Here is a 23118-nt window from a genome sequence, read left to right on the forward strand (position 1 = left end):
TCGCGAATTGCAGGAGCGAACGCTGGATCCACTCCTTCATTCAGTGAGATCTCCTTCAGGGGTCTGTTCCTGCACCGAAGCCTCGGCGATCGAGCTCTGCCCTTCTGCCGGTGATCGGGCGGCGTGCGCGCGCCCGCTGGAGGCAGGATCGTCCGATGGATCCCGTGGATGAGCTGTGGCGTCGTGGAGGGGTCGCGCGGGTGCGCACTCTGCGCGCGGCCGGGGTGAGTGCGCACTCGCTCCGGCGGTCGAAGGAGCGTCTCGAGGTCGTCACCGTGCGGCAGGGGTGGGTGGCCTTGCCGGATGCCGACCCCCAGATCGTCGGGGCGGCGGCTCACGGTGTCGTGCTCAGTTGTGTCACGGCGGCGGAGAGGCGAGGACTCTGGATTCCGGAGAAGACGCCACTGCACGTCGCTGCCCGCCCGAACGCGGCGCGGATCCGGGTGCCGTCCCAGGTCGTCGTGCACTGGTCGAAACCGGTGGTCCCTCGTCCCCCCGACGCGACGGTGGATGAACTGCTCAACGTGCTGGCCGTGATCGCGCAATGCCAGCCGTTCGAGACCGCCCTGGTCATCTGGGAGTCGGCCATGAACAAGGGGTACGTCGATGCCGCGCGCCTCCGTGGCCTCGATCTTCCGGCGCCGGCACGAGCGCTGCTCGAGAGGGCGCGACCGTTCGCGGACTCGGGGCTGGAGACCATCGTGATCCATCGGCTCCGCTGGCTGGGGCTCCGTATGCTGCCACAAGCCTGGTGCCTCGACCGGCGGGTGGATCTCCTCATCGGTGATCGACTGGTGATCCAGATCGATGGTGCGACCCACACCGGGGAGCAGCGGGACAAGGACATCGCTCACGACGCGCAGCTGGTCCTCCGGGGCTACCGCGTGCTGCGCTTCAGCTACGAGCAGGTCATGCACCGTTGGTCTGAGGTGCAGTCCGTGATCATGGAGGCCGTGGCGCAGGGCGCCCACCTCTCCTGATCGCCCTCTCCTGATCGCCTGCTTCCTTGGACTCACGCCTCGCGTTGCGAAGGAGAACTCACGGAATGAAGGAGTGCATTCCGCATCTGGTCCTTCATTCCGTGAGATCTCCTTCATCCCGCGGGTTCTCCTCACCCTGCGACTGCTCCTTCATCCCGCGAATTCTCCTCACCAGCGAGAGTTCTCCTCACCCCGAGAGTTCTGCGTCAGCCCGCGCGCGCACCGCGTGAGCTCCCCAAAACTGTGACTGGAGTGACGAATGTGACGCGACACGCCCAGTAATTGCCCAAAACCCGCGAAATGACGCGGATATGTGGGTGGTCGTTGATACATTCGAGGCGGTCACTAGACCAGGGGCACCCGCCCCGATACCCACAACGATGCGACGGGATCTCGTCGCTGGAGGATGACATGGCTGACAAGTCCATCACCAAGACCGAGCTCGTCGCGAGCATCGCTAGCGCCACGGGCCAGAGCCAGGCCACCGTCTCCGGTGTCCTCGACTCGCTGTTCGCCACGGTCTCCGACGCTGTTGCCAAGGGCAGCAAGGTCTCCATCCCGGGCTGGATCTCCTTCGAGCAGGTCGACACCGCTGCTCGCACGGGCCGCAACCCGCAGACCGGCGCCGAGATCAAGATCCCGGCCGGCAAGCGCGTCAAGGTGACCGCTGGCTCCAAGCTCAAGGCTGCCGTCAAGTAAGCAGACCGCACCTCTTCGAAGGCCGCTCCCGTTCCGACGGGAGCGGCCTTCGTGCTTTCGCCCCTCCCGGCGCGCCTAGGCTGGAGGGGTGAGTTCCCGCAGCGAGTCGACGAGTCGGATTTCGGCGTATCGAATCGCCGGGGTGGTCATCCTCCTCGTCGCCGCGCTGGTGGCCCTGGTGGTGGCGCTCGTCGTCGGAGGCGGTGCCGATGCACCGCTGTTGCAGGATCCGGGGCCGATCGTGCTCTGGGGCACCCCGCTCGCGAAACTCGTGATGAACATGTCGGCCGCCGTCATGCTCGGCTCTCTCGTCCTCGCGCTGTTCGGTCTGCGCGCGGGGGAGCGCTCCTTCGACGCGGCGCTGAACATCGCCTCCGTCGGTGCTGCCGTCTTCACGGTCTCCGCGGGCCTCGCCGGGTTCCTCGCGTTCATGGCCGCCTTCAACCCGAAGCTCAGCATCGAGCGGGAGTTCGGCACGCAGCTCGGCCGCTTCCTGTTGGAGCTGCCTCTGGGACAGTCCTGGCTCATCACGACGATCTTCGGCGCGGTCATCACGGTGCTCGCCTTCGCCTGGCGCTCGTGGACGCCCACGCTCATCACCGCACTGCTCGCCGCGGCTTCCTTCATCCCCCTCGCGACGCAGGGGCACGCGGGCGACCTCGCAGGCCACAACATGGCCGTCAACTCGATCCTGTTGCACACGGTCGGTGCCGCGGTCTGGCTGGGTGGGCTCCTGCTCCTCGTGCTGCTCCGCGGGCGCGGTGACGTCGACACCGCTCGACTCGTCGGACGCTACTCCTCCCTCGCGATCGCGGCGTTCGCGGTGGTCGCCTTCTCCGGATTTACCCGGTCGATCGTGGCCGTCGGAAGCTGGGACGCGCTGTGGACGACACAATACGGCTGGATCGTGCTCGCGAAAGCCGCGCTGTTGGGCGGCATGGGGCTGCTCGGCGCCTGGTACCGCGCTCGCCTCATCCCGAAGCTCGCCGGACAGCGTGCGGCGGGTTGGTTCTGGCTCCTCGTCCTGTGCGAAGTCGCGCTGATGGGGTTCGCGTCCGGCGCCGCTGCTGCGCTCGCGCGCACGCCCCCTCCCACCGGTGAGGTCGCCGCGTTCGCGCAGACGCCCGCCCAGATCCTCACCGGGTCGACGCTGCCGCCCGAGTTGACGCTCGAACGCTGGTTCACGGCGTGGGACTTCGATGTGCTCTGGATCGTCGTCGCGGCCTTCGGCCTGTTCTTCTACCTCGCCGGCGTCCGGCGCCTGCGTCTGCGCGGAGATCGCTGGCCGATCCATCGCACGGTCTTCTGGGTGCTCGGGCTGCTCATGCTCTTCTGGGTGACCTGCGGCCCGCTCAACGCGTACCAGGAGTACCTGTTCAGCATCCACATGATGGGCCACATGATGCTGTCGATGGCCATCCCGCTGCTGCTGGTCTCGGGCGCACCGATCACACTCGCCCTGCGCGCGATCCAGAAGCGCGACGACGGTACGCGCGGTGGGCGCGAGTGGATCATGTGGGCCGTGCATTCGCCGTTCGCCCGAGTCGTCACCCATCCGTTCGTCGCCGCGGCCATCTTCATCCTGTCGCTGTGGGCGTTCTACTTCACCGACCTGGTGCGGTGGGCGATGGTCGAGCACATCGGTCATGAGTGGATGGTGATCCACTTCCTGATCTCGGGCTACCTGTTCGTGATGAGCCTGATCGGTGCCGACCCGGTGCCGTACCGACTTCCCTACCCCGGCCGTCTCATCACGCTGATCGCCGTCATGGCGATGCACGCCTTCTTCGGCATCGCGATCATGATGCAGGAGGGGCTGATGGTCGCGGAGTGGTTCGGATCGATGGGCCGTGACTGGGGGGCCGATCCGTTGCAGGACCAGTACGTCGGCGGCGGCATCGCCTGGTCCATCGGCGAGATCCCGACCTTGATCCTGGCCATCACGGTCGCGATCCAGTGGAGCCGCAGCGACACGAAGCTGCAGCGTCGGCGCGACCGGCATGCGGATCGCACCGGAGACAGGGAACTCGAGGAGTACAACACCAAGTTGGCCGAGCTCGCCGCTCAGGACCAGCGTCGCGAGGAGCGCGAGAGGCGTTGAGGCCCGCGGGTGAATCCGTCAGTCGACGGGAGGTTCGCCCGGTGAGCCGATCTTGATGGACGCGGAACCGTCGGGCAGGATCGCGATGGTGCCGTTGAGCTGGAACGGCACGTCTTCCGATACGGGGTCGATGGAGCCGTCGAAGAGCGACTGGATCTCGACTTCGACGTGCGCGACGGCATCGGTCGTGGGAATCTGCCACTGTCCGCCGTCGGGCGTGACCGTGACCTGAGGCTGCGTCGCGATGGACCACTTCGGCGGCGACGAGATGCGGTCCGTGACCCGCAGGCCGAAGGGGCAGGCGGTCGGCAGGAGCACGTCCTGCGTGGTGCACGCGGTGAGGAACTCCTCGACCCGCTGCTGCACGACCTCGACGAATTCGTCTGTCGGCGTGGTCTGCACATCGAGCGGCGTGACGGCGAGCGGGGTGTCCGCGAGCACACCGTGTCCGGAGGCCGTCGCGATCGGGGTGTCCACCGTCACGGCGTACAGTCCCGGGGTGAACACGAGCAGTGGCAGCGGTTCGATCGCGTCGGCCTCGGCGCCCGCTGCGGACACCTGCCGTCGGTCGACCTCGAAGCCGTTCATGGCGAACTGGTCCACGCCGCGGACCGTGAGCTCGACGACGGCCAGCGGACTCTCCGCGAAGCGCCAGTTCGGGGTGACTCCCGCCCAGCCGTCCTGTTCGATCAGGAAGGTGCTGGTGCCGGCGTGACCGCTCGCCTCGTAGCTCACCGTGACGGCGGTGCCGCCTTCGGCCTGCTCCTCCGACTCCACCTTCACATCGGTCAGCGGTGCGAGTGCGGCGCGGCGCAGCATGGCCTCGGACGCGGCCGGGTTGATGCCGGACTCCTCGAGGATCTCGCGGTCGATCGCGACGCCGGGCACCCGGAGTGCGTCTGCGGCGCGGCCGGAGGAGAGCAGGTCGAGGTAGCGGGTCACGAACGCGGACGGGCCGTAGAACTGCTGATACAGCGTGGCACCTCCGGCGCCGATCGCTGCGACGAGCATGAGCCCGACCACCACGAGCATCGCGAGATCGACGCCCAGGCGTGACCGCCGGGGCGCGCTCGACCTGGCCCGCTCCATGGCGCCAGTCTAGGAGTGCGTCCTGGGGGGACGCCGAGCGTCGGCGGCTGGGCGCGGATGCCGGGACATAGCATGGGTGGCGCCCCGTTTTCCGTCCACTGCCCCTGTGAGTGCCGTGTCCCTTCCCGCCCTGTCCGAAGAGCAGCAAGAGCTGTTCCGGCTCATCGAGGACACCGGCGAGCACGTCTTCATCACCGGTCGCGCCGGCACCGGGAAGTCGACGTTGCTGCAGCACTTCGCCTGGAACACGAAGAAGCAGATCGCCATCTGCGCTCCGACGGGCGTCGCGGCGCTCAACGTCGAGGGCCAGACGATCCACTCCCTCTTCCGTCTGCCGATCGGTCTGATCGGCGACGCCGACATCGACCAGAACGACGCGACCCGGCGCATCCTGAACGCCATCGAGACGCTGGTGATCGACGAGATCTCGATGGTCAACGCCGACCTGATGGACGCGATCGATCGCTCCCTGCGCCAGGCCAGGGGGCGCAGGGGGGAACCCTTCGGCGGTGTCCAGGTCGTCATGTTCGGTGACCCCTACCAGCTCGCTCCCGTCCCGCCCCGCGGCGACGAGGCCCGCTACGTCCAGGACCACTACCGCTCGTTCTGGTTCTTCGATGCCAAGGTCTGGGCGGGGGGATCGGGGCTCTCCGACCAGGAGGGGCTGTTCCAGGTCGATACCCGTGCCGAACTGCACGTGCGGGAGCTGGTGCAGATCCACCGGCAGTCCGACGACGGCTTCAAATCGATGCTCAACGCCGTGCGCTACGGCCGCGTCACGGCGGAGATCGCGGGCGTGCTGAACACGCAGGGACGACGCACGCCCCCGGAGCCGGAGCCGGGCGAGGTGCCCATGATCACCCTCGCGACGCGCAACGACATCGTGAACAAGATCAACAGCCAGCACCTGAGTGCGCTGCCCGGCAAGGAGCAGACCGCGCGGGCCGAGGTGAGCGGCGACTTCGGACGCGGTGAAGCCGCCCTGCCCGCCGAGAGCGAACTGAAGCTGAAGGTCGGGGCGCAGGTGATGTTCCTGCGCAACGACACCGCCATGTCCGGCGAGCCGCCGCGCTGGGTGAACGGCACCATCGGCACGGTGACGCGCATCCTCGGCAGCGCTGTGCGCGTCGACATCGACGGCGAGGAGGTCGACGTCGAGCCTGCCGTGTGGGAGCGTTTCCGCTACGCCTACGACCAGAACACCAAGAAACTCACCCGCGACGTGGTCGCCGAATTCACCCAGTTCCCGCTGCGTCTCGCCTGGGCGGTCACGATCCACAAGTCGCAGGGCAAGACGTATGAGCGGGCGATCATCGACCTCGGATCCGGGGCGTTCGCGCCGGGGCAGACGTACGTGGCGTTGAGTCGACTGACGTCCCTGGACGGCCTGTACCTGTCACGCGACCTACGGCCACGGGACATCCGGGTGGACGAAGACGTGCGCCGGTTCATGCGCGACGCCTGGCTGGCGGCATCGACGCCCGAGCTGCCGAAGACCTGACGGAAGAGGGATCAGGCGGCGGCGCGGGCCCGGTCGAGGTCCTCGAAGAGCTCCGTGTTGAATCGATAGGCGAGGAGCACCTCGTCGATCACACGCTCACGCTCCGCGTCGTCCCACGGGGCGGCGTCGAGCTGCTCGCGGTAGACGTCCTTGAATGCGGACGGGTCGGCGATGTCGTCGAACAGGTAGAACCCGATGCCGTTCGTCTCGAAGCCGAACCGACGGGCCATCACCCGGCCGATGAAGATCCCGCCGGAGAGATCGCCGAGGTAGCGGGTGTAGTGGTGGGCGATGAAGCCGCCCGCCCACGTGGCACCCACCTGGCGGATGCGCTCGACGTAGCGCACGGTGGTGGGCAGCGGCACGATCTGCTCGCGCCAGTCGCTACCGAGCAGGAACTCCAGGTCGGCTTCCAGTGCGGGGAGCCGCGTGAGCTTGTCGCTGAGGAAGACCGCCGCCACCGGATCCTGCCGCATGCGCTCGCCGGCTCCTTCGAGCGCTTCGTAGATGAAGTAGTGCTGAGCGACGAGGGAGATGTAGTCCTCGCGGGAGCCCTCGCCCTTCAGGAGGTCGGACATGAAGCCGGCGGTCTCGCTGCGGGAGTGCGATCCCGACGAGCGCTCGCGCAGGGCGGCGGAGAAGGAGAGGATCTCGGGCATGTGCCTAGTGTAAGGGTTGCCTTACCTCGGGCGGTAGTGGCGGTGCCGAGTCGGATGTGGGACGGGCCGCGTCCGAGTCGTTCAGGCGTGCGGGCGAGGCTCGACCCCGAGGCGCGCGCAGGCCTCGTCGTAGAGCGCCACGACCTCGCGGCGCACAGCGGGGCGATCCGTGATGGGTCCGCCGGGCCACGGGACGCGCAGTTCGGAGGGTTCGCCGTCGACGGTGATCTCCCAGACGCCGCTGTCGCCGTCGAATCCGGTCATCACGGAGGCGGTGACGTCGGCGGAGCCCTCGGCGAAGGCGCGGGCGATCAAGAGGTTGTCATCGGTGTGGTCACCGTTCATGTGGCGCAGGACAGCGGCGATCACGTCGGCATCGAAGAAGTGGGGCACGTTTCTCACCCTATGTGCGCGCAAAGGCGCCCGGCGCGATGCCGTCTTTCAGGAAGGGCGTTCTAGACTCGGGAGATACATCCTCGGGGGTTCCTTCATGCAGCTTCTCTCGTCGCGCCGTTGGCGTGCCGCTGCGGCCAGTGCGGCCGCGCTCGCTCTCGTCCTCACCGGATGCTCATCCGAGGATTCCTTCAGCTACACGCCACCGGCTCAGGTCGACGGCGCTCTGCCCGATGACACGGTCGCTTCGATGCAGGCCGCGGTCGACAATGCGCTCGTCGCTTCCGGGGCCACCGGGGCGATCGTCGGGGTCTGGGTGCCGTGGAGCGGCAGCTGGGTCACCGCCGTCGGCACGCAGGACCGTGACGGCGGTGGAGAGGTCTCCACCGACATGTCCTTCCGCATCGCCGACGTGACGCGTCTGATGGCGTGCGACGTGCTCTACGCCCTCGCCGATGAGGGAACGCTCGAACTCGATGCGAACGTCGCCGACTACGTCTCCGGGGTCGCTGACATGCGGGAACAGGGTGTCACGCTCCTCGACCTGTGCAACGGCACCAGCGGCGCCGGTTCGTCCGAGCCGACCACCAAGAGCGCTCTGCTGAACACACCGGACCGCATCTGGGCGCCGCTGGAGCTCGCGGGCTACGGACTGGCGCGCCCTCGTGTCGACCCGGGCACCACCTTCCGCGATTCGGATGCGGGGTATCTCCTGCTCGGCCTCGCCCTCGAGCGCGCCACCGGGATGACCGCGTCCGAGCTGATCGCCGAGTACGTCACCGACCCGCTCGAGCTCACGGCCACGTCGCTCCCCGGCCCCGCTCCGGCTGCTCCCGGTGACGACCCGATGAAGGGGCACTTCCTCCCCGCGGTCGAGGGTGGATTCACCTGCGCCGCCCCCAACGACATCACCACGATCTCGTCGAGCTCGGGATTCACCGATTCCGGCGCCGTCTCGACCATCGACGACCTCGGTCGCTACATCCAGGCCGAAGCCCGCGACGCGCTGCGTGGTGCCGACGCTGAGCCGGCGCGCTTCGGCTCCCCGCTGCCGGCCGCGGAAGACGGTCCTTCCTGGTACCAGGCCACCGGTGGCGCCTATCTCGTGGGGTCGATGATCGGCCAGCACGGCTGGGTCCCCGGCTATGCCACCTCGGCGTACTCCGACCCGGCGACCGGGTTCACCATCGCCGTCGTGCTGAACGACTCGACGGCGGGGTCGCGCTTCGCGCAGCAGCTCTCGTGGGAACTCGCGGCGATCGCCTCGAAGGCGCCGGCTGCGTCCGGGCAGACCGCGCCGGAGTTCGGGCTCCCCTTCACCGCGGAGCAGTACCACCAGTCCATCACGGACGCTGCCATCACCTGCGTCGAGCCGCCTGCGGAGTGACCACCGCCGCACGAGGGTGACACTGGCGGAAACCGTTCGGTCGTTGTCCGTGCAGCGGCTTGGCGCGGGGGCGGATCCCGGCGAGCATGGGGCGCATGGCCTCTTCCGACACCGTCCTGCTCGTCATCGACGCGCAGGAGTCCTTCCGTGCTCGCGCCGACGACTGGGCGGAGACCGCCAACCCCGCCGTGCTCGACAACATCGCCCTCCTGGTCGCCGACGCCCGCGGGCGTGGTGAGCGGGTGGTGTGGATCACTCATTCCGAGCCCGGCTCCGGCGGCGTGTTCGACCCCGCGCAGGGGTTCGTGCGGGTGATCGACGAGCTCGGTCCCCTCGACTCGGAGGATGCGGTCACCAAGACCACGATCAACTCCTTCCTCTCGACGGATCTCGACGAGCGGTTGCGGAGCGCCGGCGTGCGACGGGTCGTCATATGCGGCATCCGGACGGAGCAATGCTGCGAGACGACCGCTCGTGCGGCCGCTGATCTCGGCTACGAGGTGGACTTCGTGACGGACGCGACGACCACCTCCGCGATCCCGGCCTCGGGGCCGTTGGCCGCGGTCTCGGGCGAGGACATCATGCGTCGCACCGAGAGCATCCTCGCCGCTCGCGGATTCGCGACGATCATCCGCACGAGCGATCGCACGGGGATTGCGGCCGCTCGCTGAGGAGGACGTGCGTCGGATCGGTCGGGTGCTCCGTGATCACGCCCATCCGGTACGGTAGTGGCCCTACGTGAACCGACTCGCGCGACGACGATTTCGGAGGGTGTCCATTGCAGCACGATCGCCGCGGACTGCCCGCGCTCGCCGTTCGCTGGTCAGCCCCATGACTCCGGTACCTCGTCGCACGCTCCTCGTCGGATACGGGAAGCTCGGCGCGCGACTCGCCGCACGTCTCCTCGCCGACGACGGCGAGGTCTTCGCCCTGCGGCGGAGCACCGGTTCCCTGCCGGCGGGCGTGATCGGACTCTCCGCCGATCCGTCTCATCCGCTCGATTCGCCCCTTCCGGTCGTTGACGCGATGGTGATCACGCTGCCGCCCAGCGGCGTGAGCTCGGGGTACCGCACCGCGTTGACGAATCTGAGGGACGCACTGCCCGTGCTGCCGGCGCGCACCGTGTTCGTGTCGTCGACGGGAGTGTTCGAGGGAGCTGCGGCAGATCATCCGTTGACCGAACAGGATGTCCCCGCACCGACGAGTGCGCGATCACAGGAGCTGTACGACGGGGAGCAGGCGGCCGTCGCGCTGTTCTCCGCCGTGATCGTGCGCCCCGCGGGGATCTACGGGCCGGGTCGGGAGTTCCTCCTGCGGAAGGTGCGCGAGGGCGCTGCCGTCGACCACGCCCGGCGTACGAATCGGATCCATGAGGTCGATCTGGTGCGGACGCTCGACCTGCTGGTGCGGATGGAGGATCCGCCGCCGCTCTTGCACGCGGTGGACGAGCGGCCCGCACCTCTCGCCGAGGTCGTCGCGTTCATCGCCGGGAAGCTGGGCGTGGACGTGCCGCCGGATGTGGCGTCCGGCGGTCCGAGCGGGGTCGTCTATGACGGGACGCTGCTGCGATCCGTGCTGGGCCACCTCGAGTACCCGACCTTCGAAGCGGGATACGCCGAGATGCTCGCCGAGGACTCGACGCCGCGCCCGTAGCCTGGGGGGATGACGAACACACTCGCACGGACGGCTGCCGAGGTCGTCGACTGGCGCCGCCGCGTCTTCGCTCTCTACGCCGCCGTGCGTCTCTCCGATTCGCCGGAGGAGGCACATGAGCTGTGGCGGATCGAACGGGATGAGCTCATGCTGCATCATCCGGCGACGCCGCTGCTCGCCGAGGATCGTTCTGCGTTCGAGGGGTTGCCGATCGCCTCGTACGACCCGGAGTGGCGCTTCGAGCTGCCGGTCCTCCCCGCCGACCCCGGCGGCTTCGACTTCGCGACCGGCACCGACGGCGTCGTGCCCTTCGAGCGCGTGGGTCGCGTCGAGATCCCGGACGCCGGATCACTCGACGTCTGGCGGCTCACGTCCTACGGCGGCGGGCTGTTCATCCCGGTGCGCGACGCCCTCGCGGGGCGCCCGGGCGGCACCTACGGCGGTGGCCGCTATCTGATCGACACGATCAAGGGAGCCGACCTCGGATCCGATGCCGAGCGCGGGACGATCGTGCTCGACTTCAACTTCGCCTACAACCCGTCCTGCGCCTATGACCCCGCCTGGGCCTGCCCGCTCGCGCAACCCGGCAACGTGACGGCGGTGCCGATCCCGGTGGGGGAGATGTACGGGGTCGACAGCGCCTGATCCCTCGCTTCGGACGTCGCTCAGGCCGGTCGCGCGGTCGACTCGCGCACGACGAGCTCGGGCTGGAACACCACGCGCTCGGGATCGGACTTGCCGCCTGCCTCGCGCAGCATCAGGTCGACGGCTGTGTAGCCGATCAGCTCGGCGGGCTGGCGGATCGACGAGAGCGGGACGACGGCCGCCGCGGCGAAGTCGATGTCGTCGTATCCGATCAGGGCGATCTCGTCGGGGACCCGGATGCTGCTCCGCATCATGAGCGCCTGCAGCACGCCCATCGCGAGCAGGTCGTTCGCGGCGAAGACGGCATCGGGACGGTCCTCCGGCGCACGGGCACTGAGGGCGTCGCCCGCGGCACGACCGGCGAGCACGCTCAGGGAATCGGTCAGGATGACTTCGAGCGAGACTCCGGCCTCGTTGGCCGCTCGGCTCGCTCCCTCGAGACGGTCGACCACCTGGCGGATGCCCATCGGCCCGCCGACGAAGGCGATGCGTCGTCGCCCCTGGGCCGCGAGGTGCTGCACGGCGAGGTAGCCGCCGCCGACATCGTCGACGGAGACCGACGAGAAGCTCTCGTCGGCGACTTCGCGGTCGACGAGCACCACGGTCGTGCCTCGGTCACGCAGGCGGCGCAGACGCGGGAGGTCGTCGGCGAGGGGGGAGATGAGGAGACCGGCGATGCGCTGCTCCTCGAACAGGTCGATATAGGCACGCTCGCGCTCCGCCTTCTCATCGCTGTTGCCGAGCATGACCGTCATCCTGGCCTCGGCCGCGCGTTCCTCCGCGCCCCGGGCGATGTCGGTGAAGAAGGGGTTGCGCACATCGAGCACGACGAGGCCGATCGAGCGGCTGTGGCCTGCTCTGAGCTGCCGGGCCGCATCGTTGCGCACGAAGCCGAGTTTCTCGATGGCGGCCGTGACGCGTTCCACCGTGGCGGGGGAGACCTTGTCCGGATGGTTCAGCACATTCGAGACGGTCCCGACGGAGACGGATGCGGCGAGAGCGACATCTCGAACACTGACGACCACGGCGTCTTCCTTCCCGCGGGACCGCGAAACCTGTCCCTGAAACGTACCATCGACCATCCCATGACTTGACAGCAGGTCACCGAGGGTCGTAACTTACAGATGCGCCATCCTTTAAAACGATTCAATCCGCAGGGATGATCCTGCAGTTTAGGTCCGATCAATGACGATTCCCTCTGGGGCTCCCGGCTCTCCGCCGGCGCTCGAACTCCGCGACATCCGAAAGTCCTTCGGTGCGGTGGTCGCTCTCCGTTCCGGGACTCTCTCCGTCGACGGCGGATCCATCCACGCGTTGGTCGGCGAGAACGGTGCGGGCAAGTCGACCCTCGTGAAGATCGTCGCAGGGCTTTACCAGCGCGACGGCGGGATCTTCCGCTTCCATGGCGAAGACGTGGACTTCACGTCGACCGCGCAGTCCAAGAGCGCGGGCGTCGCCGTGATCTACCAGGAGCCGACGCTCTTCCCCGACCTGTCCGTCACCGAGAACATCTTCATGGGTCGACAGCCCACGGGGCGCTTCGGGCGCATCGACCGCAGGGCCATGCGGCACGAGGTCGAGCGCCTCTTCACTCGACTCGGCGTGACGATCGATCCCGATCGTCCGGCAGAAGGTCTGTCGATCGCCGACCAGCAGGTCATCGAGATCGCCAAGGCCGTCTCCCTCGACGCGAGTCTGCTCGTCATGGATGAGCCCACGGCCGCGCTGTCCGGTGTCGAGGTCGAGCGCCTCTTCACGATCGCGCGCAGTCTTCGCGACGAGGGCCGCGCGCTCATCTTCATCTCGCACCGCTTCGACGAGGTGTTCGCGCTCTGCGACACCGTCACGGTCATGCGCGACGGTGCCTACATCGCCACCAGCGCGATCGCCGACACCTCGGTCGAGGAGATCGTGCACCAGATGGTCGGCCGCGAGGTGACCGAGTTGTTTCCCAAACAGGAGACCACCGTCGGCGCCCCGCTGCTCGAAGTCGAGAACCTCACCAGCCCCGGTGTCTTCCACGACATCTCCTTCACCGTGCGCGCAGGGGAGATCGTGGGCCTGGCCGGTCTGGTCGGCGCGGGGCGCAGCGAGGTGGCTCGTGCCGTCTTCGGGGTCGACCCCTACCGCGAGGGCGCGGTCACGATGCAGGGCGTGCCCATCCCGCGTGGTCGTCCCACCGACGCCATGCGCGCCGGCCTCGCGCTCGTGCCGGAAGACCGCCGCAAGCAAGGTCTCGTGATCGAATCGGGCGTCGGCAGCAACATCACCCTCTCGATCCGCCGCCAGCTCGCGAAGCTGGGGTTCCTCACCGCCGGAATGGAGAACCGTGCCGCCCGGGAGTGGGCGACCAGGCTCGAGGTCAAGACGCACGCCCTCGACACCGTTGCCGCCACACTCTCCGGCGGCAATCAGCAGAAGGTCGTCCTCGCGAAGTGGCTCGCCACGCAGCCGAAGGTCCTCATCATCGACGAACCCACCCGTGGGATCGACGTCGGCACCAAATCCGAGGTGCACCGGCTGCTCTCCGAGCTCGCAGGGCAGGGCATGGGAATCCTCATGATCTCGTCCGAGCTTCCGGAGGTGTTGGGAATGGCCGACCGCGTCCTCGTCATGCGCGAGGGGCGGATCACCGCAGAGATCGCCCGCTCGGAGGCCACTTCCGAGAACGTCATGTACGCCGCGACGCACGCATCGGAGCTCTCCTCGTGACCACCGCAATCCCCGTCTCCTCGATGACGAAGAGGCTCTCCGCGCTCGGCCGGGCGCGGGAGTTCGGAATCCTCCTCGCCCTGGCGCTCGTGATCGTGGCCGCCACGACGAACAACTCGAACTTCCTGTTCAGCCCTGACGGGTGGCGCGACCTGCTGCTCACGCCGTCGATCCTCGTGCTCGTCGCGGTCGGGCAGGCGATCGTCCTCATCACGCGCAACGTCGACCTCTCGGTCGGCTCGGTCATGGGACTCACCGCGTACCTCACCGGTCGCCTGTTCATCGACGTCCCCGGCATTCCGATCGTGATCGTCGTGGTGGCCGCGGTCGTGTTCGGAGCTCTCCTCGGACTCATCAACGGCGCGCTGGTCGCCTTCGCCAAGGTGCCGGCGATGGTGATCACCCTCGGCACGCTCTACGCCTACCGCGGCATCAACGTGCTGTGGACCGGAAGTGACCGGGTGAACGCCTCGGACATGCCGAAGGACTTCTTGGCGCTCGGCACCGGGCAGCTCGTCGGCATCCCGATCCTCACGATCGTGGCCCTCATCGTCCTGGCCGCGGCCGCCTGGTACATGAAGAACACACGCGGTGGCCGCGAGTACTACGCGATCGGCTCGGATCCGGCAGCAGCGGAGTTGTACGGCCTCCGCGTCACGCGCCGCGTGCTGACCGCCTTCGTCGTGTCCGGTGCTCTCGCGGGGCTCGCCGGAGTGTTCTACGCCGCCCGCTACGGCACCATCAACTCGCAGGCCGGAGCCGGGTGGGAGCTCGATGCGGTCGGGGCGGCCGTGATCGGTGGCGTCGCGATCACGGGCGGCATCGGCTCGGTGTGGGGCGCGGCGATCGGTGCGGTGCTCCTGCTCACGATCAACCGAGCTCTCCCCATCCTCGGCATCCCCGACTTCTGGCAGCGCGCCGTCGTCGGCCTCCTGATCATCGGCGCGATCGTGCTCGACCGCGTCCTCGCCGTCCGGCAGAAACGACGGCTCATCGAAGCGAGGGACCAGTCATGACCGCCGCGACCACGACGACCACGACCACCCGGATCATCCGAGACTTCGACAAGCCGCTCTGGCGCCGTGTCCTCCTCACCAGGGAGATGGCGATCGTCGCCCTGCTCCTCTTCGTCGTCATCGTCTCCGCGAGCACGGTCCGCGGCTTCGGTCAGCCGATCACTCTCACCTACCTGCTCCTCGACATCGCCCCGATCCTGTTGATCGCCCTTCCGATGACGCTCGTGATGATCACCGGCGAGATCGACCTGTCGGTGGGCAGCATGGTCGGCCTCTCCAGCGTCGTCACCGGCGCGTTGGTCCAGGGTGGGATCCCCTTCGAAGTCGCGGCCCTCGCTGCGCTGCTCGTGGGTCTGGTCGGCGGAGCCTTCAACGGGTTCCTCGTGACCGTGGTCGGGCTGCCGTCGCTCGCCGTCACGATCGGAACGCTCGCGCTGTTCCGCGGCCTCGCGGTCGGCCTCCTCGGCACGGCGGCGGTCACCGAGTTCCCGGAGTTCTGGACCGACCTCGCCAAGGCGAAGATCGCGGGCACGACGGTTCCGGCGGTCATGATCCCGTTCCTGATCCTGCTGGTGGCGTTCATCCTGTTGCTGCACTACACGCCTTTCGGACGTGGCGTGTACGCGATCGGCCTGGCGAAGGATGCCGCTCGATTCTCCGGCGTGCACGTGGAGCGGACGAAGTTCATCCTCTTCGCGCTCTCCGGACTGGTCGCCGCGTTCGCCGGGGTGTTCTACACGCTCCGTTACGGCAGCGCCCGCGGTGACAACGCCACCGGCCTGGAGCTGCAGGTGATCGCCGCGGTCGTCCTCGGCGGTGTGTCGGTGTTCGGCGGGCGGGGCAAGATCTACGGGGTCGTCGCCGCCGCGCTCCTCATCGGCTCGCTGGCCAGTGCGCTGCGTCTGATGAACGTGACCTCCGATGTGATCAACATCATCACCGGCGCCCTGCTGATCGTCTCGGTCGTGGCCGCGAGCTTCCTCGCCTGGCTGCAGAAGGCCCGGCGCAGACCAGGGCGTTCGACCACCGGCGCCACCTCCACAGCTTCATGACGCCGACGCCGCACTCGCGGCACCTCACGAAAGGAACAGAACAATGATGTTTGCACGCAAGCGTGTGACCGCGGTCGCCGCCCTCGCGGTGGCCGCAGCGGTCGCCCTCTCCGGATGCGCGAGCACCGGCGGTGACGACGGCGGCGACAGCGGCGGCGACGGCAACCTCGCCATCACCTTCCTGCCCAAAAACCTCGGAAACCCCTACTTCGACACGTCGAGCAAGGGTGGCAAGGCGGCCGTCGAGGAGTTCGGCGGCACGTTCGCTGAGGTCGGACCGGCCGAGGCCACTCCCGACGCACAGGTCAGCTACATCAACACGGCCACCCAGCAGGGCGTCGGAGCGCTCGTCGTCTCGGCGAACGACCCGAAGGCGATCTGCGACGCGCTGAACGAGGCACGCGACGCCGGCGTGAAGGTCGTCACCTTCGACTCCGACACCAACCCGGAGTGCCGCGATGTCTTCATCAACCAGGCGGACTCCGAGGGCATCGCGAAGGTCCAGGTCGACCAGATCGCCGAGCAGATCGGCGGTGCCGGAGAGATCGCGATCCTCTCCGCCTCGGCGAACGCGACGAACCAGAACGCCTGGATCGACCTGATGGAGGACTACCTCGTCAGCGACTACCCGGACATCACCCTCGTCGAGACCGTCTATGGTGACGACGACGACCAGACGTCGTTCGACAAGACCGCGGCGCTGCTGCAGACGCACCCCGATTTGAAGGGGATCATCTCGCCCACGACGGTCGGCATCGCCGCGGCGGCCCGCTACCTGTCCACCTCGGACTACAAGGGCAAGGTCTCGCTGACCGGTCTCGGCACCCCGAACCAGATGCGCGAGTACGTCGAGGACGGCACTGTCACGTCGTTCGCGCTGTGGAACCCGGAAGACCTCGGCTATCTGGCGGCCTTCGCGGCCCAGGCGCTCATCGAGGGCGGCATCACGGGTGAGAAGGGTGACACCTTCACCGCAGGCGACCTCGGCGAGTACACGGTCGGAGACGACGGCGTCGTGCTGCTCGGCGACCCGTTCGTGTTCGACGCCGACAACATCGGTGAGTTCGACTTCTGATGATCATCGAATGCCCGGTCGGCAGGGTGTCGACCGGGCGTTCACAGAAAGGCAGGGATGATGCGCGTGTGCGTGAAGCTCCAGGTGCGACCCGAGCTTCTGGAGGAGTATCGCGAGCGTCATGCGCCCGTGTGGCCGGAGATGCTCGCCGAGATCGCGGCGGCCGGACGCCGCAACTACTCGCTCTTCCTCGCGCCCGACGGTGAACTCATCGGGTACTACGAGACCGACGACGACGACGCGGCTCAGGCGTATCTCGCCGCGTCGCCCATCGCCGCCCGGTGGGAGGCCGAGATGGCCCGCTTCTTCGTCGGTCTCGACGGCAGGCCGGACCAGGCCGCTCCCACACTTCCCGAGGTGTTCCACCTCGAGGACCAGCTCCCCACCTCCGGTCTCCACAACGAAAGCAGTACATCGTGAGCATCCTCTCCCCTGAAAACCTCGCCGTCCTCGAGAAGCAGGGCATCGAGCTCCCCAGCTGGGCGTTCGGCAACTCCGGTACCCGGTTCAAGGTCTTCGGCACCCCGGGAACCCCGCGTGACCCCTGGGAGAAGATCGCCGATGCCGCGCAGGTCAACCAGTACACGGCACTCGCCCCCGCCGTTGCGCTGCACATCCCGTGGGATGTGGTCGACTCCTACTCGGACCTGCGGACGTATGCCGAGGACCTGGGCGTGGCGCTCGGCACCGTCAACTCGAACACCTTCCAGGACGACGACTACAAGTTCGGTGCCCTCACGCACGAGGACGCCGCGATCCGTCGGAAGGCGATCGACCACCACCTGGCCTGCATCGACGTGATGGACGCGACCGGGAGCCGCGACCTCAAGATCTGGCTCGCCGAGGGGTCGAACTACCCCGGCCAGGCCGACCTGCGCGGGCGCCAGGACCGACTGCAGGATTCGCTGCAGAAGATCTACGACCGTCTCGGAGACGACCAGCGGCTCGTGCTGGAGTACAAGTTCTTCGAGCCCGCGTTCTACCACACCGATGTTCCGGACTGGGGCACGTCGTACGCCCAGGTGAGCGCCCTCGGCGACAAGGCGATGGTGTGCCTCGACACCGGGCATCACGCCCCCGGCACGAACATCGAGTTCATCGTGATGCAGCTGCTGCGTCTCGGCAAGCTCGGGTCGTTCGACTTCAACTCGCGCTTCTACGCCGACGACGACCTGATCGTGGGCGCGGCCGACCCGTTCCAGCTCTTCCGCATCCTCTTCGAGGTCGTGCGCGGCGGCGGTCTGAACAACCCGGACGTGGCGTTCATGCTCGACCAGTGCCACAACGTCGAGGACAAGATCCCCGGTCAGATCCGCTCGGTGCTCAATGTGCAGGAGATGACCGCACGCGCGCTGCTCGTCGACCAGGAGGCGTTGACCGCCGCGCAGAAGTCGGGCGACGTGCTGGCCGCGAACGCCGTGTTCATGGATGCGTTCTACACCGACGTGCGCCCTGCCCTGGCCGAGTGGCGGGAGTCCCGCGGGCTCGCCGCCGATCCGATGGCCGCCTACCTCGCCTCGGGATACCCGCAGAAGATCGCGGCCGACCGTGTGGGCGGCGTCCAGGCCGGCTGGGGCGCCTGAGCTCCGGCCTTCGACCCTTCGATCTTCGACCCTTCTCCCAAGGAACGACTCACATGACGAATCCGACTGCCTCCGACCTCCTCGCGCGGAGCAACCGCCTCGGCGCCGATCCGAAGAACACGAACTATGCCGGCGGGAACACCTCCGCGAAGGGCAGCGGGATCGATCCCGTGACCGGGCAGCCCGTCGAACTGCTGTGGGTGAAGGGCTCGGGCGGTGACCTGGGCACGCTCACCGAGAACGGCCTCGCGGTGCTGCGCCTGGACCGGATGCGTGCGCTCGTCGACGTGTACCCGGGCATCGAGCGTGAAGACGAGATGGTGGCCGCGTTCGACTACTGCCTGCACGGCAAGGGCGGAGCTGCGCCCTCGATCGACACCGCCATGCACGGCCTCGTCGACGCCGCGCACGTGGACCATCTGCACCCCGACTCCGGCATCGCGATCGCGACGGCGGCGGACGGCGAAGCGCTGACCCGGACGATCTTCGGGGAGAAGGTCGTCTGGGTGCCCTGGCGTCGCCCCGGCTTCCAGCTCGGCCTCGACATCGCCGAGATCAAGGCCGCGAACCCGCAGGCGATCGGATGCATCCTCGGCGGGCACGGCATCACGGCCTGGGGTGACACCTCCGACGAGGCCGAGGCGAACTCGCTGTGGATCATCGACACCGCCGCCTCGTACATCGCGGAGAACGGCGAGGCCGATCCGTTCGGCGGTGTCCGCTCCGGTTTCGAGCCTCTGCCCGAGGGAGAGCGTCGTGAACGCGCCGCCGCGCTCGCCGGGACGATCCGTGGGATCGCCTCGACGGACCGTCCGATGGTGGGCCACTTCACCGATGCCCCGGAGGTGCTCGAGTTCCTCGCCTCCGAGAAGGCGCCGTCCCTCGCCGCGCTGGGCACGAGCTGCCCCGATCACTTCCTGCGCACCAAGGTCAAGCCGCTCCTCCTCGACCTGCCGATCACGGCGTCCGTCGAGGAGCAGATCGCCCGTCTGCACGAGCTTCACGCGGAGTACCGCGCCGACTACCAGGCGTATTACGACGCGCACGCGACGGCGGATTCTCCGGCGATCCGCGGTGCCGATCCGCTCATCGTGCTCGTCCCCGGTGTGGGCATGTTCTCGTACGGCGCGAACAAGCAGACCGCTCGTGTCGCCGGCGAGTTCTACGTGAACGCGATCAACGTGATGCGCGGTGCCGAGGCGCTGTCGACCTACTCTCCGATCTCGGATGCCGAGAAGTTCCGTATCGAGTACTGGGCGCTGGAAGAGGCCAAGCTGCAGCGGATGCCGAAGCCGAAGTCACATCAGGGCCGCATCGCCTTCGTCACCGGCGCCGCCTCCGGGATCGGCAAGGCCATCGCCACCCGCCTCGCGGCTGAAGGTGCGTGTGTCGTCATCGCCGACCTCGACCTCGCCAAGGCCCAGGCCGCGGCGGCCGAGCTCGGGAGCACCGATGTCGCGATCGGTGTCGCCGCGAACGTCGCCGACGCCGACGCGATCCAGGCTGCGCTGACCGATGCGGTGCTCGCGTTCGGCGGCGTCGACCTCATCGTCAACAACGCTGGACTGTCGCTCTCGAAACCTCTGCTGGAGACGACCGAGAAGGACTGGGATCTGCAGCACGATGTCATGGCGAAGGGGTCTTTCCTCGTGTCGAAGGCCGCCGCGCGCGTGCTCATCGATCAGAAGCTCGGTGGCGACATCGTCTACATCTCGTCGAAGAACTCGGTCTTCGCCGGCCCGAACAACATCGCCTACTCCGCCACGAAGGCCGACCAGGCCCATCAGGTCCGCCTGCTCGCGGTCGAGCTCGGCGAGTACGGGATCCGTGTGAACGGGATCAATCCCGACGGCGTCGTGCGTGGCTCGGGCATCTTCGCCTCCGGGTGGGGCGCGAATCGCGCCGCGACCTACGGCGTCGCCGAAGAGGACCTCGGGCAGTTCTACGCGAACCGCACGATCCTCAAGCGCGAGGTCGTCCCCGAGAACGTCGCGGACGCGGTCTACGTGCTCACCGGCCCGGAGCTCAGTCGCACCACGGGTCTGCACATCCCCGTCGACTCCGGCGTCGCCGCGGCGTTCCTGCGATGAGCGTGCGCGCCGTCGCGGCCGTCGATCTCGGTGCGACCAGCGGCCGGGTCATGATCGGGCGCGTCGGCGACGGCAGGCTCGACCTCGAGCTCGTCTCGCGGTTCCCCCACGGGTCCGTGGAGCGTGCCGACGGGCTGCACTGGGATTTCGGCGCCCTTTACAAGAACGTGCTCGAGGGGTTGGCGGAGGCCGTGCGACGCGAGCCGGCGATCGAGAGCATCGGCATCGACTCGTGGGCCGTGGACTACGGTCTGATCGCCGGCGGGGAGCTTCTCGCTGAGCCCTTCCACTACCGCGATGAGCGCACCGCGGGCGGCGTCGGCGAGGTGCACGGGAGCATCCCGTTCCCCGAGCTCTACGCACGCAACGGACTGCAGTTCCTGCCCTTCAACACGCTCTACCAGTACCGGATCGACGAGAGGGTCGCGGATGCCGACACGGCGCTCCTCATCCCCGACCTGATCGCGTTCCTGCTCACAGGTGTTCGCGCCGCCGAGCGTACGAACGCCTCGACGACCGGGCTGCTCAGAGTGGGTGACGGCGAGTGGGACGTCGACCTCGCAACGCGCATCGGCATCCCGACCCGCGTCCTGCCTCCGCTTCTCGACCCCGGCGCGCTGATCGGATCGCTCCGCCCCGAACTCGCCGAGCGGATCGGCAGGACCCTCCCCGTGATCGCGGTCGGCTCACACGACACCGCCTCTGCCGTGGTCGCGGTTCCTCTGACCTCGCCGTCCGCCGCCTACATCTCGTGCGGCACGTGGGGCCTCGTCGGTCTGGAGCTGACCGAGCCCGTGCTGACGGAGGCCGCGCGCGAGGCGAACTTCACTCACGAGCGCGGCGTCGACGGCCGATACCGCTTCCTGCACAACGTCACCGGCCTGTGGCTGCTGAGTGAGAGCGTGCGCGCCTGGGAGGCGGAGGACGGTGCCTCGGTAGACCTGTCAGAGCTGCTCGTGGGGGCGTCCGCGGTCTCGCACCAGGTGCCGCTCTTCGATGCGAACGACCCGTCCCTCAGCGCGCCCGGTGACATGCCGTCTCGCATCGCCGCGCTGATCCGAGAGGCGGGGGCGGCTGTCCCCGCGAGTCGTGCAGCGTTCGCGCGCAGCATCGTGGAGAGCATCGCCGCGGCGTTCGCCGAGACGGTTCGGACGGCGTCCACACTGTCGGGGCGAGAGGTCGACGTGATCCATCTCGTGGGGGGCGGATCACTCAACGCGCTTCTGTGCCAGGCGACGGCCGACCGCGCCGGCCTTCCCGTGCTGGCCGGCCCCGTCGAGGCGACCGCTCTCGGGAACGTGCTCGTGCAGTGGCGGGCTCTGGAGGGCGTGGACATTGAGCTGGAAGAGCTGCGCGCGCTGGTCGCCGCGACCCATCCGGTCCGCCGGTTCGACCCGGTCGTCCGCGCTTGAGGAGCAGCCCGGCGGATCCTAAAATAGGGGTGAATTCCGGCGGGCTGAAGGGCGCCCGTCGACCCATCGGGCAGGGTTCCGATCCCTGGTCGCAGGGTCGTGCGTTCCTCTCGGTCACCGCCTTTGGCTGATTGATTGGAGTGTTGCGATGTTTACGATGCCCGATCCCCGATTCGAGCTCCGCAAGATCACCGAGACCGAGTGGTTGATCCTCGACCATCGCTACGAGTCGAACGATTCCCGGCGTACCGTCGCGTGCGTGTACCAGTTGGATGCGGTCGAGGTGGACGTGCTGTGGCTGCGAGACCTTCCGCTCGCCACCTCGTACATGTCGGCGGCCGACGTGCTGGAAGACGTCCAGCGCTTCCACGCCCCTGCGCGCGACCGCAGGCCGGTGGCGATCCCGCACCGACCGCCGCTCGCCACCGCCTGAGCACGGCCTGGCGAGGCGGATTGTCGCGCCTCGCCAGGTCGCGTGTCAACGGGGAGTCGGCGACGGGGTTCGAGAGCAAGACTGGCGTCACCGCTGATGCGATTGGAGACTGCGATGTCAGACCCTCAGATGTACCCGGACGAGGAGCGCGAAGTCGAGGCCGAAGGCATCGACCCGGACATCCCCTCGACCGACGACGATCGAGTCGTTCCCGAGGATGAGGAAGACCAGGAGCGCGACGAGGACGACGACATCGATCTCGCTGACCTGCCGTAGCGTCGAGGGTTCGACGTCCGGAGTCGCTCTGGAAGTCACAAGTGGTGTCACTTCCGAAGCTACTCCGGAACACCCACACGATTTCAGGACGCTTCCCGGACTGAAGAAGTTGCGTATTCCGCGATGTCGTAGGCGACCTGTTCCACGACCAGTTCGGACATCTATCCACAGCCCGCCTGCGACCTCGGAACATCAGGCGGTGGATCTACCGGGCTCTCCGATCCGCAGAGTTTCTCGGCGGCCAATCGAACCCGCAGGCTAGACCACCGTTGACTTCCTCGCTGCTCTTCTTGCGACAGATCAGGCGAGTGCACCGCCTCCGACAATCCATAGGACCGCGAGTACCGCAACACAGGCCAGTG

At 68.0% G+C, this 23118-nt stretch carries 22 protein-coding genes; 18 read left to right on the plus strand and 4 right to left on the minus strand.

Translation table 11 applies throughout. The features are described 5' to 3' along the window. Positions 1-155 precede the first annotated feature (155 nt). The 3 genes from E0W80_RS17800 to E0W80_RS17810 all read left to right on the plus strand — a co-directional run bounded on the left by E0W80_RS17800 (position 156) and on the right by E0W80_RS17810 (position 3780). A complete protein-coding gene (locus E0W80_RS17800; protein ID WP_131494369.1) occupies positions 156-980 on the plus strand; it encodes a DUF559 domain-containing protein in 825 nt (274 codons plus the stop codon). A gap of 411 nt (positions 981-1391) precedes the next feature. Beyond that, a complete protein-coding gene (locus E0W80_RS17805) occupies positions 1392-1679 on the plus strand; it encodes an HU family DNA-binding protein (RefSeq protein ID WP_017203554.1) in 288 nt (95 codons plus the stop codon). Between the two features lie 88 nt (positions 1680-1767). Further along, complete coding sequence (locus tag E0W80_RS17810; RefSeq protein WP_205802389.1) at positions 1768-3780, plus strand: cytochrome c oxidase assembly protein; 2013 nt, start codon at positions 1768-1770, stop codon at positions 3778-3780. An 18-nt stretch (positions 3781-3798) separates the two neighbouring features. Here E0W80_RS17810 and E0W80_RS17815 read toward each other — a convergent pair whose 3' ends face one another. Then, a complete protein-coding gene (locus E0W80_RS17815) occupies positions 3799-4869 on the minus strand; it encodes a hypothetical protein (protein ID WP_131494370.1) in 1071 nt (356 codons plus the stop codon). 115 nt (positions 4870-4984) lie between these two features. Between E0W80_RS17815 and E0W80_RS17820 the strand changes: the two genes are divergently transcribed. After that, positions 4985-6370, plus strand: a complete 1386-nt coding sequence (locus E0W80_RS17820) for an AAA family ATPase (protein ID WP_165875507.1) — start codon at positions 4985-4987, stop codon at positions 6368-6370. An 11-nt stretch (positions 6371-6381) separates the two neighbouring features. On the opposite strand, the gene E0W80_RS17825 is transcribed toward E0W80_RS17820, so the two are convergent. Both E0W80_RS17825 and E0W80_RS17830 read right to left on the minus strand, forming a co-directional pair. Then, a complete protein-coding gene (locus tag E0W80_RS17825) occupies positions 6382-7029 on the minus strand; it encodes a biliverdin-producing heme oxygenase (protein ID WP_131494372.1) in 648 nt (215 codons plus the stop codon). 81 nt (positions 7030-7110) lie between these two features. Continuing rightward, complete coding sequence (locus E0W80_RS17830) at positions 7111-7422, minus strand: DUF2470 domain-containing protein (protein ID WP_131494373.1); 312 nt, start codon at positions 7420-7422, stop codon at positions 7111-7113. A 97-nt stretch (positions 7423-7519) separates the two neighbouring features. On the opposite strand from E0W80_RS17830, the gene E0W80_RS17835 reads away from it, so the two are divergent. The 4 genes from E0W80_RS17835 (at position 7520) to E0W80_RS17850 (ending at position 11107) form a co-directional block, all read left to right on the plus strand. Continuing rightward, positions 7520-8809: a serine hydrolase domain-containing protein gene (locus E0W80_RS17835; protein ID WP_131494374.1), complete on the plus strand. Its 1290-nt coding sequence runs from the start codon at positions 7520-7522 to the stop codon at positions 8807-8809. 95 nt (positions 8810-8904) lie between these two features. Continuing rightward, a complete protein-coding gene (locus E0W80_RS17840; RefSeq protein ID WP_047524219.1) occupies positions 8905-9480 on the plus strand; it encodes an isochorismatase family protein in 576 nt (191 codons plus the stop codon). A 160-nt stretch (positions 9481-9640) separates the two neighbouring features. Continuing rightward, complete coding sequence (locus E0W80_RS17845) at positions 9641-10462, plus strand: sugar nucleotide-binding protein (protein WP_131494375.1); 822 nt, start codon at positions 9641-9643, stop codon at positions 10460-10462. 9 nt (positions 10463-10471) lie between these two features. Continuing rightward, on the plus strand, positions 10472-11107 hold the full coding sequence (locus tag E0W80_RS17850) for a DUF1684 domain-containing protein (protein WP_131494376.1): 636 nt from the start codon (positions 10472-10474) through the stop codon (positions 11105-11107). Positions 11108-11127: 20 nt separating this feature from the next. Here E0W80_RS17850 and E0W80_RS17855 read toward each other — a convergent pair whose 3' ends face one another. After that, the gene (locus E0W80_RS17855; RefSeq protein ID WP_047524222.1) at positions 11128-12132 is read right to left on the minus strand and encodes a LacI family DNA-binding transcriptional regulator; all 1005 of its coding nucleotides are present in this window, start codon (positions 12130-12132) and stop codon (positions 11128-11130) included. A gap of 160 nt (positions 12133-12292) precedes the next feature. On the opposite strand from E0W80_RS17855, the gene E0W80_RS17860 reads away from it, so the two are divergent. From E0W80_RS17860 to E0W80_RS19245, 10 genes are all read left to right on the plus strand, one after another. Continuing rightward, positions 12293-13819 carry a sugar ABC transporter ATP-binding protein gene (locus E0W80_RS17860; RefSeq protein WP_131494377.1) on the plus strand — a complete coding sequence of 509 codons (1527 nt, stop codon included), beginning with the start codon at positions 12293-12295 and terminating at the stop codon, positions 13817-13819. Between the two features lie 23 nt (positions 13820-13842). Continuing rightward, the gene (locus E0W80_RS17865) at positions 13843-14835 is read left to right on the plus strand and encodes an ABC transporter permease (RefSeq protein ID WP_047524259.1); all 993 of its coding nucleotides are present in this window, start codon (positions 13843-13845) and stop codon (positions 14833-14835) included. After that, positions 14832-15887: an ABC transporter permease gene (locus E0W80_RS17870; protein ID WP_131494378.1), complete on the plus strand. Its 1056-nt coding sequence runs from the start codon at positions 14832-14834 to the stop codon at positions 15885-15887. The genes E0W80_RS17865 and E0W80_RS17870 overlap by 4 nt, the downstream gene beginning before the upstream one ends. Positions 15888-15930: 43 nt before the next feature. Continuing rightward, on the plus strand, positions 15931-16962 hold the full coding sequence (gene rhaS / locus E0W80_RS17875) for a rhamnose ABC transporter substrate-binding protein (protein WP_131494379.1): 1032 nt from the start codon (positions 15931-15933) through the stop codon (positions 16960-16962). Positions 16963-17019: 57 nt separating this feature from the next. After that, positions 17020-17382 carry an L-rhamnose mutarotase gene (locus E0W80_RS17880; RefSeq protein ID WP_047524226.1) on the plus strand — a complete coding sequence of 121 codons (363 nt, stop codon included), beginning with the start codon at positions 17020-17022 and terminating at the stop codon, positions 17380-17382. Beyond that, positions 17379-18545, plus strand: a complete 1167-nt coding sequence (gene rhaI, locus E0W80_RS17885) for an L-rhamnose isomerase (protein WP_131494380.1) — start codon at positions 17379-17381, stop codon at positions 18543-18545. The genes E0W80_RS17880 and rhaI overlap by 4 nt, the downstream gene beginning before the upstream one ends. Positions 18546-18598: 53 nt before the next feature. Then, positions 18599-20635 carry a bifunctional aldolase/short-chain dehydrogenase gene (locus E0W80_RS17890; RefSeq protein ID WP_131494381.1) on the plus strand — a complete coding sequence of 679 codons (2037 nt, stop codon included), beginning with the start codon at positions 18599-18601 and terminating at the stop codon, positions 20633-20635. Beyond that, positions 20632-22047, plus strand: a complete 1416-nt coding sequence (locus E0W80_RS17895; RefSeq protein ID WP_131494382.1) for a rhamnulokinase family protein — start codon at positions 20632-20634, stop codon at positions 22045-22047. The genes E0W80_RS17890 and E0W80_RS17895 overlap by 4 nt, the downstream gene beginning before the upstream one ends. A gap of 157 nt (positions 22048-22204) precedes the next feature. Further along, positions 22205-22480 carry a hypothetical protein gene (locus E0W80_RS17900; RefSeq protein WP_227991843.1) on the plus strand — a complete coding sequence of 92 codons (276 nt, stop codon included), beginning with the start codon at positions 22205-22207 and terminating at the stop codon, positions 22478-22480. Positions 22481-22594: 114 nt separating this feature from the next. Continuing rightward, positions 22595-22756: a hypothetical protein gene (locus E0W80_RS19245; protein ID WP_153243117.1), complete on the plus strand. Its 162-nt coding sequence runs from the start codon at positions 22595-22597 to the stop codon at positions 22754-22756. Positions 22757-23118 lie beyond the last annotated feature (362 nt).

It is taken from the genome of Microbacterium sp. PI-1 (assembly GCF_004337555.1).
Taxonomy (GTDB): domain Bacteria; phylum Actinomycetota; class Actinomycetes; order Actinomycetales; family Microbacteriaceae; genus Microbacterium; species Microbacterium aurugineum.